Consider the following 13,857-nt stretch of genomic DNA (forward strand, 5'->3'; position numbering starts at 1 on the left):
GTCAATCGGTCAGAGTGGCGTTGAGCAGATCGGCCAGCCGCTTCGCTGCGATTTCCAACTGCCGTTCGGCCAGCGGCCGCTGCGCATCCAGGTAGCGGCTGTCCATCTTGTGCGACTTGGGATAAAGGCGCTGCGAATCCACCAGCTTGCAGGATTCGCCAGCCCAGTCGGCGGGGTTCATGGATTTGCTGGGCAGCTTGGGCGGCCAGGGCAATGCGGACAGCCGGTCGGCGTACAGCGAAGCAGACACGCCTTTCGAAGCGAGAATGTAGTAATCCCAGACGGAATGCAGGTTGGTGCCCATCACACCATCGACGTAGTTCTGCTGCGCGTAAGCCTCCGGCTGCAGGTCGGTGCGCAGACTGATCTGGAAATCATTGCCGCCTTTGTCCTTGCGATTGCTGGAGTGCAAAGGTTGATGCACGTCGCCGACGAAGTGCACCAGGAATTTCAGGGCGTCGCGCCGCGCCGACAGCGACTGGGCGCGATCGCCCAGGATCGCGCGCTGGCGCTCGATCTGGCCCACCACGCAGTTGCCGTCGGGACAGTCGCGCTGGGGGCGATAGGCGCAGGTTCCGACCGGAAAATTGACGTAGTGCCAACGCTCGGTCCTCTTGTAGCTTTCAGGACTGCTCTTGCGCAGCGTATCGGCCCACGAAGCCACGCCAGCAAGGCTGGGCTCCGGTTCGCCCTTCAGCAACGCCGCGACCTGCGCATTGGCGGCCGGAGTGAGATGGCGCTGGGCGAGCTCTCCCACCAGCCGGTGTCCCGGGCCGGACCAGGCCAGGGCATGGGTTGCGAGAAATGGCAGAAATACGAGCAGGATTGTCTGCAAGAAAGTCGTTAAGAGCGGGCGACGCATTCAAAAACCTTATATTGGGGGTTAAAGCGGGTGCTGGATGCCGCTAAAATACCGGTCTTTCCCGTCCCCGTCTTCATCATCCCGTCTTAAACCAGGAGTAGCTTCATGGCGATCAAGGTTGGCATCAATGGCTTCGGCCGCATCGGCCGCAATGTGTTGCGCTCGGCGGTGCAGAACTTCGGCAGCGACATCCAGATCGTGGCCATCAACGACCTGCTGGAGCCGGACTACCTGGCCTATATGCTGCGCTACGACTCCGTGCACGGCCGCTTCGATGGCGAAGTCTCCGTCGACGGCGATCACCTGGTGATCAATGGCAACCGCATCCGCCTGACCCAGGAACGCGATCCGGCCAACCTGAAATGGGACGCCGTCGGCGCCGAAGTGGTGATCGAATCGACCGGCCTGTTCCTGGACAAGGCCACTGCGCAGAAGCATCTCGACGCGGGCGCGAAGAAAGTCATCCTGTCGGCGCCGTCGAAGGACGACACGCCGATGTTCGTGTTCGGCGTCAACGACAAAAAGTACGCCGGCGAAGCGATCATCTCCAACGCCAGTTGCACCACCAACTGCCTGGCGCCCATCGCCAAGGTAATCAACGACAAGTGGGGCATCAAGCGCGGCCTGATGACCACCGTGCACGCCACCACCGCCACCCAGAAGACCGTCGACGGTCCCAGCAACAAGGACTGGCGCGGCGGCCGCGGCATCCTGGAGAACATCATTCCCTCCAGCACCGGTGCGGCCAAGGCGGTCGGCGTGGTGATCCCGGAATTGAACAAGAAGCTGACCGGCATGTCGTTCCGCGTGCCGACCTCCGACGTGTCGGTGGTCGATCTGACCGTGGAGTTGGAGAAGGACGCCACCTACGCCGAGATCTGCGCGGAAATGAAGGCGCAGAGCGAAGGCGCGCTGAAGGGCATCCTGGGCTACACCGAAGACAAAGTGGTCGCCACCGATTTCCGCGGCGACGCGCGCACCTCCATCTTCGATGCCGATGCCGGCATCGCCCTGGACAGCACCTTCGTCAAGTTGGTCAGCTGGTACGACAACGAATGGGGTTACTCCAACAAATGCCTGGAAATGGTGCGGGTGGTTGCGGCGAAGTAAGCCGCAACACGTCCAACGGAATGTTTACAGGAGCGCCCGAGTGGCGCTCCTGTCGTTTGGGTACAACAATCCGCTACTGTGGGTCGAGTGGCACGGCACCTGGGGGAACCGTGTTGCAAATACGTCGGGTTTGACCGAGGCTCCGCAAGCACACGCATAGGGGAAGTACACGGATGGGCGATCTAGCGGGCGTACTGGTTCTGTTTGGCCTGGTGGTATTGGCGGTGCCGATCCTGCTGATCATGGCGCTGGTTTCCATCAGCGGATTGAAGCGGCGCGTAAGCGATCTGGAGAACGAAATGCGGGGTCTGCGGACCGACGCATCGCCGGCTCCAATGGCCAGGCCCGGATATGGATCCGCGACTGCGCCGCCGGATCCCGTTTCCGAACAGCCGTCCGTTCGCGAACCGACGCTCGCCGAGTTGACCCGCAAACCCAGCGTGCAGGAACCGACCACAACGATCCGGCGTCCCGAAGTTCCCGGTCCGACTGACGCGTCGTTGCCGCCGCCCTTGCCCGCTGCGCCACGCATTCCTCCTGCCGCGCCATCGCGCCCTGCGCCGCCGCCTCCCTCCACACCGGATGTGTTCACCGTGGCCGCCCGCGCGATCAAGCGCTGGTTCACCGTGGGCAACGTGCCGGTGAAGATCGGCATGCTGGTGCTGCTGGCCGGCGTGGCCGCGCTGCTGAAGTATGCGAGCGACCAGGGCTGGCTGACCGTGCCGATCGAGCTGCGGCTGGCCGGCATTTCCGCCGCCGCGCTCGCGGGACTGGTGTTCGGCTGGCGCCAGCGCGAGAGCAAGCGCTCGTTCGCGCTGGCGGTGCAGGGCGGGGCCATCGGCGTGCTGCTGCTGACCGTATTCGCCGCTTTCAAGATGTACGGTCTGCTCGAAGCTGCGCCTGCTTTCGGAATCAGCGTTGTGCTGATCGCCGGCATCGGCGTGCTGGCGGTGGTGCAGAACTCGAAGACACTGGCGGTGCTCGGCATCCTGGCCGGCTTCATGGCGCCGATCTGGCTGTCCACCGGCAGCGGCAACCATGTCGCCCTGTTCTCCTACTATGCGGTGTTGAACGCGGCGATCCTGGCCATCGCCTGGTGGCGTCCGTGGCGCGTGCTCAACCTGCTGGGTTTCGTTTTCACCTTCGGCATCGGCACGGTCTGGGGCGTGCTGCAGTACAACGCCAGCAAGTTCGCCAGCACCGAACCCTTCCTGCTGCTGTTCTTCGCCTTCTACCTGATCATCCCGATCCTGTACGCACGCAAGCAGCCGGCCAGCCGCGGCGACTTCATCGACGGCTGCCTGGTGTTCGGCACGCCGCTGATCGTGTTCTCACTGCAGGCGGCGCTGTTGATGCCCACCGACGAAAGCCCGCGCATGCCGTTGGCCTTGTGCGCGCTGGGGCTGGGCGCGTTGTACGCGGTGCTGGCGAAATTGTTCATCCATCGCGAGCGTTATGCCGCGCTGGGCGCTTCGTACGCGCTGCTTGCGGTCGGTTTCGCCACGCTGGCGGTGCCGCTGGCGTTGTCGGCGCGCGCCACCGCTTCGGTATTCGCACTGGAAGGCGCGGCACTGGCCTGGCTGGGCCTGCGCCAGCGGCGCTGGTTGCCGCAGCTCACCGGCGCGGGATTGCAGCTGGCCGCCGCCGCCGCGCTTTTCATCGGCGCGTCGGCTTACTGGCCGGACGAACAGGCCATCGCCAACCCCACCTTCATGGGCGCGTTGTTGATCGCACTCGCCGGGTTCGCCAGCGCGTGGGCGTACCTGCGCGAAGGCAAGTCGCAGATCGCGCTGCTGTATTACCTGTGGGGCCTGTTGTGGTGGTGCGGCAATGCGATCAACGAGATCGGCGGCTTCGTCGCCCCGACGGTGCGCGCCGACGCACTGCTTGCGTTCGCCGCCGCCACCGGCTGGCTCGCCGCGGAAGTGCATCGCAGGCGGCCCGCCTCCGCGCTGGCGCTGACTACGCTGGCGGGTTTCGTCAGCGCGATTCCGCTGGCGCTGGCGCAGATGGACGCGCACGCGCAGCCTTTCGCCGATTACGGCGTCTGGGCCTGGCTGGCGTTCGCCGTCCTCGGTATCCGCAGCCTGCTGTGCCTGCGCGCCAGCGAAGACCGTTTCGCTGGCTGGGCGCAGTTCGCCTGGTGGATCGTGTGGCCGGTGACGCTGGCGCTGTTGTGTTCGTGGTTGGCGCAGCGTTTCGACCTGAGCCAGGGTTGGCAGCTCGCATTGCTGGTCTTGCCCTGGTTGGTCGTAGTGGCCGTGTCGATGTTCCGCTGGCCGTTGCTGGCGGCGCCGCTGGGCGAGCGCTTCGAGGGTTATCGCACGGCATTGCAGACGGTCTACTTCACCGTGCTGGGCCTGTGGTGGCTGTTCGCGCTGTTCCAGGCGGGCGGCAGCGCGCCATTGGCGTGGATCCCCGTGTTGAATCCCATGGAACTGGCGCAACTGGCGGTGCTGGCGCTGGCCGCCCGGTGGTTGTGGTCGGACCAGGCGCCGGATTGGCTGCAGAGACTGCGCATCTTCAAGATGGCCAGCGCCGGCTTCCTGATGGTCACCTTCATCACCCTGCGCGCCGTGCATCACTGGGGCGGCGTGGAGTGGGGAGCGGACATGCTTTCCACCAGCCTGGCGCAGACCAGCCTGACCGTGGTGTGGAGCGTGCTGGGCGTGCTGGGCTGGGTGATCGGCTCGCGTCGCGGCCATCGCGGGCTGTGGCTGGCCGGCGCGGTGCTGATGGGCGTGGTTCTGGCCAAGCTGGTATTCGTCGACCGGCAACACCTCGGCAACCTGCTGGGCATCGGCTCCTTCATCGCTTACGGCCTGCTGTGCACGCTGGTGGGTTATTTCGCGCCGGCGCCGCCACGCGCCGCCACCGAGGAAGCAAACGCATGAAACGTTTCGCCTGGATCGTTCTGTTGCCGTTGGCGGCCTTCGCCGGCACGCGCGACGATTACGCGCAGCAGTGGCCGTTGACGTTGGGCCAGGAAGACGCGGGCGCTTACCGCGTGGTGCTGGACCGAACGGTCTATCGGCAGCTGCAGTCCCCCACGCTGAAGGATCTGGTAGTGGTGAATGCCGACGGCGGGACGATGGCGGCGTCGTTGTTCGATGCCGAACAACCGCTGGCCAAGCCCGCGAATACGGTGGACGTGCCGTGGTTTCCACTCCCTTCCAGCACCTCGCAATCGCGCGACATCGCCTCGATCAGCGAGATCGCCACCGACGGCAGTCTGCGCCGGGTGGTGATGAGCGATGCCGGAACCGCGACGCAAGCCTCCGGCAACGAGTACCTGATCGATACCAGCCGCCTGCGCGAACCCGTGCGGGCTCTGCACTTCGCTTGGGCGGCAGGACAGGAACCGTTCGATCGGCCTTACCGGGCGATGGCCTCCGACGATCTGAAGAACTGGTCTACCGTGCAGGAAGAGGGGCATCTGGTCGAGCTGCAGAACAACGGCGCGCGCATCTTCAAGAATCGCATCGAGCTGGAGGGCGTGAAGGCGAAATACCTGCGCCTGGTGCCGCTGCAGAAAGACCAGCGCGCGCTGTCCCTGACCCGGGTAAGCGCTGAGTTCGCGCCGATACAGGCCGCGCAAGACTGGCAGTGGGAGGAAATCGCCGGCAAGCGCGTCGTGGGAAAAGAGGGGGCGGTGTCTTTCCTGTACGAAATCAAGGGCCGATTCCCGTTCGAACGCGCCGACGTGGCATTGCCCGGCAACAGCTCCAACGAATGGATCCTGAAATCCCGCGACAGCGAGGAATCGGAATGGCGGTTCGCGGCCGCGCCATGGATGGCCTTCCAGTTGGAAGACGGCAAGACTTCCAGTCGCTCGCCGCCGCAGGGGCTGCAGCAGCTGAACCGCGATCGCTATTGGCAGCTCATCCCCAAGAACCACACCGACGAAGCCGTACCCGAATTGAGATTGGGCTACCGGCCCGAAGTCGTCGTATTCCTTGCCCAGGGCAAGGCGCCCTATTCGCTGCTTGGGGGCAGCGCACGCGGGCAGCGCTCCGAGTCGCCCCTCCCCCAGCTGGTTGATGCCCTGCGTGCGCAGCGGGGGCAGGACTGGCAACCGGCTAGCGCCACCCTCGGCGATATGCAGCCTTTGGCCGGCGCCAAGGCATTGACGCCAGAACCGCTGAAACGCGACTGGAAAGCCTGGTTGTTGTGGGCGCTGCTGGTCGGCGGCGCGCTGATCGTGGCGGGATTCGCTTTCAGCTTGTTGAAGAAGCCGGCAGGCAAGAACCCGGATTGAGTGTAGGCGTGGGAGCGGCGTCCCGCCGCGAGCTTTGCTCTGAATCGAGCAAGGATAAGAGCTCGCGGCGGGACGCCGCTCCCATACCCACAAACTCCGCTCTTGCCGTCTGATGGTTCCGCGTTGCCGTGCAACGCTCAAGCCCGGACAATGGCGGTCTGCCCCCGACCGCGGAACACTTCCACCATGTCCATCCTTCGCATGACCGATCTCGACCTCGCCGGCAAGCGCGTGCTGATCCGCCAGGATCTCAACGTGCCCATCGAACACCAAGCGGGCGAGGCAGGCCGCATCACTTCAGAACAGCGCATCACGGCCTCCCTGCCTACGCTGAAACTGGCACTGGAGAAAGGCGCCGCCGTCATGGTCACCTCGCACCTGGGCCGGCCCAAGGAAGGCGTGTGGAGCGAAGCCGATTCGTTGGCGCCGGTCGCCGCGCGCTTGTCGGAACTGCTGGGCGTCGACGTGCCGCTGGTCAAGGACTGGGTGGACGGCGTCGAAGTCGCCCCCGGCGACATCGTGCTGCTGGAAAACTGCCGCATGAACGTAGGCGAGGGCAAGGACGATGAAGCCCTCTCGAAGAAGTACGCCGCGCTGTGCGACGTGTTCGTCATGGACGCCTTCGGCACCGCGCATCGCGCGCAAGCTTCCACCCATGGCGTGATCCGCTTCGCCAAACAGGCGGCAGGCGGTCCGTTGCTGATGGCGGAATTGGACGCGCTGGCGTTGGCGCTGGAAAAGCCGGCGCGTCCGTTGCTGGCCATCGTCGCCGGCAGCAAGGTGTCGACCAAGCTGGAACTGCTGTCCAACCTGGTCGGCAAGGTCGATCAGTTGATCGTCGGCGGCGGCATCGCCAACACCTTCATCGCCGCCGAAGGCCATGGGGTGGGCAAATCGCTGGTCGAGAACGACCTGCTGGACACCGCGCGCAAGATCATCGCCGACGCCAAGGCGCGCGGTGCCGATATTCCGGTACCGACCGACGTGGTAGTGGCTCCCGAATTCAAGGCCGATGCGAAAGCCACGGTCAAGCAGGTCGCCGATGTCGGCGCGGACGACATGATCCTGGACATCGGCCCGGACACGGCTGCCCGCTATGCCAGGATGATCGCCGAGGCAGGCACGGTGGTCTGGAACGGCCCGGTCGGCGTTTTCGAATTCGACGCCTTCGGCCGAGGCACCGAGACCCTGGCCCGCGCCATCGCCGCCTCCCAGGCCTTCTCCATCGCCGGCGGCGGCGATACGCTCGCGGCAGTGGACAAGTACGGCATCGCCGACGACATTAGCTACATCTCGACCGGCGGCGGCGCCTTCCTGGAATTCCTGGAAGGCAAGGAGCTGCCGGCGGTGGCGGCATTACAGGCGCGCGCCGCGGGATGAGGAAAGAGAGTTAGAGCAGGTCATCGCCATGGCACGCTGACGCTTGGGGGCAGGCGCGACAGCGACGCGATGCGGTCATTTCAACTGTTTCGGGGAAGGCAGGGAAGATGCGGATCATCATGGCAATGCTGCTGTGGGTGGCAGCGACGGCGCAGGCGACGGAAACCCATCGCCGCGGCGATTTCCAGTTCGAGGTCGGGCCCACGCCCGATTTCGTCGTCAGCAAGCCTATCCCCGACAAATGGGATGCCAAGGCCCCTGGTGCGGACGAAAAGCGCTGGCGTTACTGGCGCTACGAAGTGCAGTCCGACCGCCGTGGCGGTCGCGACGAAGTCTACGTCGACTATGCGTTCGAACCGCTGTCCGCCGCCCATCTGGGGGATGCGGGGCGATTTAAGATCTCGTTCAATCCGGAGTACCAGAGGCTGGTCATCCATCGCGCCGACTTGCGCCGCGACGGACGCTGGAGCGATCGCCTGGCCGCGGACAAGGTTTCGCTGGCGCGCCGCGAGGCGGGTTTCGAGAACGATCTGTCCGATGGCGTAGTCACCGCGCTGATCGTGCTGGAGGACGTGCGGGTCGGCGACGTGCTGCGGATCAGCTATTCGGTGATCGGCAGCAACCCTGTGATGGCGGGACAGGCCTCGGACTGGACACGGTTCGCGTCGGCAAATCCGATGCTGGACTCCAGCCTGCGCGTGCTGTTCGAGCCGAACGCGCGCCCTCGCATCTATCGCAGCAGCGGATCGCCTGAACCCATCATTCGCAAGACCGCTTCGTCGGTGGAAGTGTCGATACGCGCCACCGCGCGCGCGGCAGTGATCGATGAAGAAGGCTATCCGGTGTGGTTCCAGCCCTATCCGCAGGCGCAGGTAGCGCTGGACCAGAACTGGGCCGACGTGGTGGCCTGGGGTTTGCCGTTGTATCCGCCGGTGCGCGAACTCCCCGCGGAGCTGGAATCGAAGCTGGAACAATGGCGTGCGCTGCCGGACGAACATCAACGCACGGCCGCCGCTCTGCGTACGGTGCAGGACCAGATCCGCTATTTCGGCGTGGAAATGGGCGAGAACACGCATCGTCCCGCAGCCCCGTCGCAAACCTGGCAGAGGAGGTACGGCGACTGCAAGGACAAGGCCTATCTGCTGGCGACGCTGTTGCAGCGCATGGGCATCGAAGCCGTACCCGCGCTGGTGTCGATCGACCGTGGCCGCGCGGTGGCGGATTTCGTTCCTTCCGCTTCGGATTTCGACCATGTGATCGTGCGCGCCACCCTCAAGGGCCGCGTCCTGTGGCTGGATCCGACCCTTGTCCAGCAGGGTGGGGATCCAGCGACCGTGGACTTGAGCGTTTACGGCATGGTGTTGCCGCTGACGCCGGGCGGCACCGCCTTGCAGGCGGTGGAGCCACCGCAGACCGTGCTGAAATCGACCGCCGTCCAAGAGCGATATGAGGTTCCCAAGAACGGAACCGAAGTGAAACTTTCCATCGAGACGGTATTTCAGGGCGCCGCCGCCAATTATGTGCGGCGCTCCTTCGCCTCCGAACGCGCCGACGAAATGGCCCGCCGCTATTCCGATTACTACCGCAAGCGTTTCGGCGAACTGTCGGTATTGTCGGGAGCTGCGCTGGAAGACGACCGCCAGGCCAACCGCATCAAGCTCAACGAAACCTACCTGCTCAAGGCTCCTTTTCAGGACGTTGGCGCCACCAAGGCGATCGACCTCTTCGCCGAATCGATGCAATCCGTTTCCATTCTGCCCTCGTCGATGGCCCGCCAAGGCCCTCTGGATTTCGCCTTGCCCGGCAAGTATTCGCACGAGATCAAGGTGATCTATCCGAAAGGATGGCAACCCACCTTCGTCGGCGATGCCATCAGTCATTCTTCCAGCGCGTTCGACTATCAACGCAAGATCACCGTCGGACCCGATCAGGTCGACGTGCGTTACGACCTGGACGTCAAGCAGCGGGAGCTCCCGGCCGGGGAAACTTCGGTGCATATCGATCAGATTCGCATGGTCCGCGACGATCTCTCGACCCGTTTGAGTTTCGCGCCGACCGCGCCCAGCAGCGGCAAGGAACGGGAGCAACGCATCAAAACGCTGCTGCGCGCGATGGAAACGGAAGGGGAGTCGAAATGAAGGCGGTCACGCGTTTCCGCATAGGCGTGTGTCTGGCGCTGGCATTGCCTTTGCAGGCATTGGCGGCGTCTACAGTGGTGAGTCTAGACCGGGTGGCGCAAGCGCCAGCGGAAGCCTGGAGCGAATTCCTGCAATCCAGCGATTTCGACACCGCCTACTCGGCATATGCGGCGCTGGAGAAAATCGGTTACTCGGCCGAAGGGATCGATGCCGAGGCTTGTCGCGAACATCGTGCGGAGCTCGACGCCGCCGTAAGCAAGGCTCCCGTAAGCGTGGCGGTTCTCCGCGGAGCGCTGCTTTGCGCGGAAGGCACGGGCGAAACGGAGAAGGCGGAAAAGCTCGAGCAAGCCTTGCTGGCGCTTTCCAAGGAAGCCTTGAAGAACGGTCGCCAGCAGCCGTGGCCGAAGCCGATCCGCGTCTTGGGTCCTGCGGATGTCTACGCGCTGCTGAGCATGGCGGGGCTGAAAGTAAGCTACGAATATTTCGATCTGTACCGTCCGGAACGGCACTATCCGCTGGTGGTGGCGGCCTGGGATGAGGAGAAAGGCAGGGAAACGCGCTTGGTATTCGATTATGTCGATCCGGTGGCTACCCTGAAAGGCACCAATGAATACACCGGTTATCCGTACTATCGGAATCTGTTGGTCGATTTCTATCTGGATGCGCAAGCCGGCGCCAAGCAACTTGGCGCCGTCGACCTGCAGGCCGCATTCAACGCCAGAGAGGCCGCCGGCGCGCAAGCCAAGGTCAACGCGGTGCGCATCAGTGCGGGATATGGCGGCATCCAGTCGTTGCGGCTGTGGACGACGCTTTGTACCGCCTCGCCCTTCGAGGGTTGCGCGGACGGACTGGCGGACATCCTGATCGGCCTGTCGGAGAAAAAGCAGGCGGTGCCGATGACTCTGCTCGCTTTCCTGCATGCCGAAGGCGTCGGGGTGAAGCGCGATGCCGCCCTGGCCGATCAACTGCTTTCGGCCGCCATGCGCCTGTGGAACGAGGAGGGCGTCGCCCTCGAATACCTGCATATGGCCGACATGATCGAACGTCCCAAGGCAGCGGAGCGGAAGGTATTGGCGGAAGCCATGCAGAAGCCCGCGGTTTTGGCCGTGAGAGCGGCGCAACGCATCGGCAACAAGGAGAAAGTTCTGTCCGAGGCCGAGATGCGGGCATTGTCGGCGCCGGGCAGCAACGGCGTCGGCATGGGTCAGTCATGGTTGTCCGAACATTGGCGCCAGCTGGAAAACGAGGAGCAGCGTATCGCTTCGCTGCGTCTTGCGGCCGAGGCTGGCGATGCGTACGCGCAAAGTTCCTATGCGTTCCACCTGCTGGGAGAAGATTCGTCGCCAGCGGACCGCGATCAGGCGCAGCGATGGATGCGAAGCGCGGCATTGGGCGGCAACGCCGCCGCCATGAAGTACCTCTCCCAGCAGGACTATCTTCAGCACAACTGGAAATCCGCCGCGCACTGGCTGATGGCGGCGGTGAGATCGAACGATAGCGACGCCATGCTCCAGCTCGCGCAACTCTATGAGCAGGACCATCAGGACGCCGGACAGACCGTCAAACAGGCGTTCGACTGGTACGTGCTCATGGCAGGCGACGACGATGCGCAGGAGGCGCGGCGCCGGGCGGCCCGTCTTGCCCTCCAAGGCAAGGGGACGCCCAAGGACACGGCGAAGGCGCTGCAATGGCTGACGCAGGATGCGGAAGCCGGCGATACCACATCGCAGATGCAGTTGGCTCTGGCCTATCTCGACGGCGACTTCGGCGCGGATCAGCGCAAGCGCGCGCAGATCTGGGTCGATCGTGCGATGGCATCGGACGACAACGATCCGAAAATGGGTTACGCAGAATGGCTCTTCCACCGCAGCGGTGCGGCCGAAGACCGCAAGCGTGCGGTAGGGATATGGGAAGCGCTGGATAAAGCGGGAGAGCCCTGGGCGGTGAACAACATGGCCTGGGCCTTCTGCACGGCGGTCGAGCCTTCCGCGCGCAACGTCCAGCGGGGCGTGGAGCTAGCCGAAGCGATACTGAAAAAGCCGGACCTTATGGCGCCTTTTCTGGATACCGCAGCCGCCTGCCTGGCCGCGGCCGGGGATTATCCGCGTGCGGCGGAAACGCAGCGAAGGGCGATCTCGAAATATGCCGCGTACTGGGGCTGGGACGCCGATACGGTGATCCACGACAACAAGGACGAGGACGGCTACACGAGCAGGCTCAAGCTCTATCAACAAGGCAAGCCCTACATAGACGAGCGAAGTTCGGAACCAGATGCATAGCAGGTCATCGAACACCGGTCCCCGCGCCGACGCCGCAACTTCGCACGATAACGATCAAATACCATTTAAATACCAATAGAGACTGCCGGAGTCAGCTTTGTCTCGCGACAATCCGGCCATCTCGCGATTCCGGTATGGAATGGCATCGTAGTGGTCTCGTGGATATGCTAATTTCCCCGGCTCTCAGAGAGGGGAGCCTCAACCCGTGACCGACCGCCAACGCCGCACCAAAATCCTCGCCACCCTTGGTCCCGCGACCGATCCGCCTGGCATGCTGGACGAACTGTTCCGCGCGGGCGTCAACGTGGTGCGCCTCAATTTCTCGCACGGCGACCCGTCCGCGCAGGCCAAGCGCGCGGCCGCGGTACGCGCCGCCGCGCAACGCGTGGGCGCCGAAGTCGGCATCCTCGCCGACCTGCCCGGCCCGAAGATCCGCGTAGAAAAATTCGCGGAAGGCAAAGTGAAACTCAAGGCCGGCGATCGCTTCGACCTGGTCGCCAATCCCGATGCGCCGCTGGGCGATGCCACCCAGGTGGGCGTCAGCTATCTGGGCCTGCCCGGTGACGTGCAACCCGGCGACGTGCTGCTGCTCGACGATGGCCTGATGCAGCTGCGCGTGGAATCGGTGGAAGGCGAGCGCATCGTCAACACCGTCTTGAACGACGGCATGCTCTCCGACCGCAAAGGCTTGAACAAGCAGGGCGGCGGACTGTCGCTGGGCGCGTTGACCGAACGCGACAAGGAATTGATCGGCATCGTCGCCAAGATCGGCGTCGACTTCATCGCCGTCTCCTTCTGCCGCAACGCCGAGGACATGAACGAGGCGCGCCGCATCGCGCTGAGCCACGGTTGCGACGCTGCATTGGTCTCCAAGATCGAGCGCACCGAGGCCATCGAGAACCTGGCCGAGATCATCGATGCCAGCGATGTGGTGATGGTCGCGCGCGGCGATCTGGGCGTGGAAATCGGCGACGCCGAACTGCCCGGCTTGCAGAAGAAGATCATCCGCGAGTCGCTAGCGCGCAACAAAGTGGTCATCACCGCCACCCAGATGCTGCAGTCCATGGTCGAAAGCCCCATCCCCACCCGCGCTGAAGTGCTGGACGTGGCCAACTCGGTCATCGACGGTACCGATGCGGTGATGCTGTCCGCGGAAACCGCCGCCGGCGCCTATCCGGTCAGAGCGGTGGAAGCGATGGCGCGCATCTGCCTGGGTGCCGAGAAGCAGTTCCAGATGGATACCGATTTCGAGAAAGCGCCGCGCAACCTGGAGCGCGCGGACCAGGCCATCGCCATGGCCACCATGTTCCTGTCCGAGCACATCGGCGTGCGCGCGATCGTCGCCATGACCGAATCCGGCGGTACCGCGCGCTACTTGTCGCGCTTCCGTTCCAGCGCGCCCATCTACGCGTTCTCCCGCCACGACGGCTCGCGCCGCAAGATGGCGATGATCCGCGACGTGTTCCCCATTGCCTTCGACAGCCGTGGCCTGGCTCCGCGCGAAGCCGCGCGCGATGCGCTGCGTTGCCTGCGCGATCTCAGCCGCCTGGTTCCCGGCGACCGCGTCATCTTCACCAGCGGCGACCACATGGAACAGCACGGCGCGACCAATACGCTGCGCCTGTTGCAGCTGGGCGCTGACGGCAAAGCCGAAGGATTGGGCGAACTGTAGAACTCTCGTCGGAGCGGCGTCCCGCCGCGAGCTCTTTTGGCTTGAGGGTAAGAGCTCGCGGCGGGACGCCGCTCCCACGAATGAAAGCATGGTGAAACCGCTTGCAAGCGCTGGGTGAAGGGAAGGGCGACAGCGGGCGGGCTATAATTCCGGCCCCT

The 13,857-nt window shown here is 64.3% G+C and carries 8 protein-coding genes; 7 read left to right on the forward strand and 1 reads right to left on the reverse strand.

What is annotated here, in order from left to right; translation table 11 throughout:
- Nucleotide 1: 1 nt before the first annotated feature.
- Nucleotides 2-757, reverse strand: a complete 756-nt coding sequence (locus J2W94_RS00300; RefSeq protein ID WP_430540526.1) for a S1/P1 nuclease — start codon at nucleotides 755-757, stop codon at nucleotides 2-4.
- A 210-nt stretch (nucleotides 758-967) separates the two neighbouring features.
- On the opposite strand from J2W94_RS00300, the gene gap reads away from it, so the two are divergent.
- From gap to pyk, 7 genes are all read left to right on the forward strand, one after another.
- On the forward strand, nucleotides 968-1,972 hold the full coding sequence (gene gap, locus J2W94_RS00305) for a type I glyceraldehyde-3-phosphate dehydrogenase (RefSeq protein ID WP_310089606.1): 1,005 nt from the start codon (nucleotides 968-970) through the stop codon (nucleotides 1,970-1,972).
- A gap of 173 nt (nucleotides 1,973-2,145) precedes the next feature.
- Nucleotides 2,146-4,866, forward strand: a complete 2,721-nt coding sequence (locus tag J2W94_RS00310) for a DUF2339 domain-containing protein (protein ID WP_310089607.1) — start codon at nucleotides 2,146-2,148, stop codon at nucleotides 4,864-4,866.
- The gene (locus J2W94_RS00315) at nucleotides 4,863-6,230 is read left to right on the forward strand and encodes a DUF3999 domain-containing protein (RefSeq protein ID WP_310089608.1); all 1,368 of its coding nucleotides are present in this window, start codon (nucleotides 4,863-4,865) and stop codon (nucleotides 6,228-6,230) included. Before J2W94_RS00310 ends, J2W94_RS00315 begins: the two co-directional genes overlap by 4 nt.
- A 186-nt stretch (nucleotides 6,231-6,416) precedes the next feature.
- Nucleotides 6,417-7,610, forward strand: coding sequence for a phosphoglycerate kinase (locus J2W94_RS00320; RefSeq protein WP_310089609.1), 1,194 nt, complete (start codon nucleotides 6,417-6,419; stop codon nucleotides 7,608-7,610).
- 119 nt (nucleotides 7,611-7,729) lie between these two features.
- Nucleotides 7,730-9,748, forward strand: a complete 2,019-nt coding sequence (locus J2W94_RS00325; protein WP_310089610.1) for a DUF3857 domain-containing transglutaminase family protein — start codon at nucleotides 7,730-7,732, stop codon at nucleotides 9,746-9,748.
- The gene (locus tag J2W94_RS00330) at nucleotides 9,745-12,027 is read left to right on the forward strand and encodes a tetratricopeptide repeat protein (RefSeq protein ID WP_310089611.1); all 2,283 of its coding nucleotides are present in this window, start codon (nucleotides 9,745-9,747) and stop codon (nucleotides 12,025-12,027) included. Before J2W94_RS00325 ends, J2W94_RS00330 begins: the two co-directional genes overlap by 4 nt.
- A gap of 205 nt (nucleotides 12,028-12,232) precedes the next feature.
- Complete coding sequence (pyk, locus tag J2W94_RS00335; protein WP_310089612.1) at nucleotides 12,233-13,699, forward strand: pyruvate kinase; 1,467 nt, start codon at nucleotides 12,233-12,235, stop codon at nucleotides 13,697-13,699.
- The last annotated feature ends 158 nt before the right edge of the window (nucleotides 13,700-13,857 follow it).

This window comes from Pseudoxanthomonas sacheonensis, assembly GCF_031455975.1.
GTDB classification, from domain to species: Bacteria; Pseudomonadota; Gammaproteobacteria; order Xanthomonadales; family Xanthomonadaceae; genus Pseudoxanthomonas_A; species Pseudoxanthomonas_A sacheonensis_A.

Coding starts and splice junctions, on each gene's coding strand:
- gap (WP_310089606.1), top strand. CDS start 968: ATGGCGATCAAGGTTGGCATCAATGGCTTCGGCCGCATCGGCCGCAAT.
- J2W94_RS00310 (WP_310089607.1), top strand. CDS start 2,146: ATGGGCGATCTAGCGGGCGTACTGGTTCTGTTTGGCCTGGTGGTATTG.
- J2W94_RS00315 (WP_310089608.1), top strand. CDS start 4,863: ATGAAACGTTTCGCCTGGATCGTTCTGTTGCCGTTGGCGGCCTTCGCC.
- J2W94_RS00320 (WP_310089609.1), top strand. CDS start 6,417: ATGTCCATCCTTCGCATGACCGATCTCGACCTCGCCGGCAAGCGCGTG.
- J2W94_RS00325 (WP_310089610.1), top strand. CDS start 7,730: ATGGCAATGCTGCTGTGGGTGGCAGCGACGGCGCAGGCGACGGAAACC.
- J2W94_RS00330 (WP_310089611.1), top strand. CDS start 9,745: ATGAAGGCGGTCACGCGTTTCCGCATAGGCGTGTGTCTGGCGCTGGCA.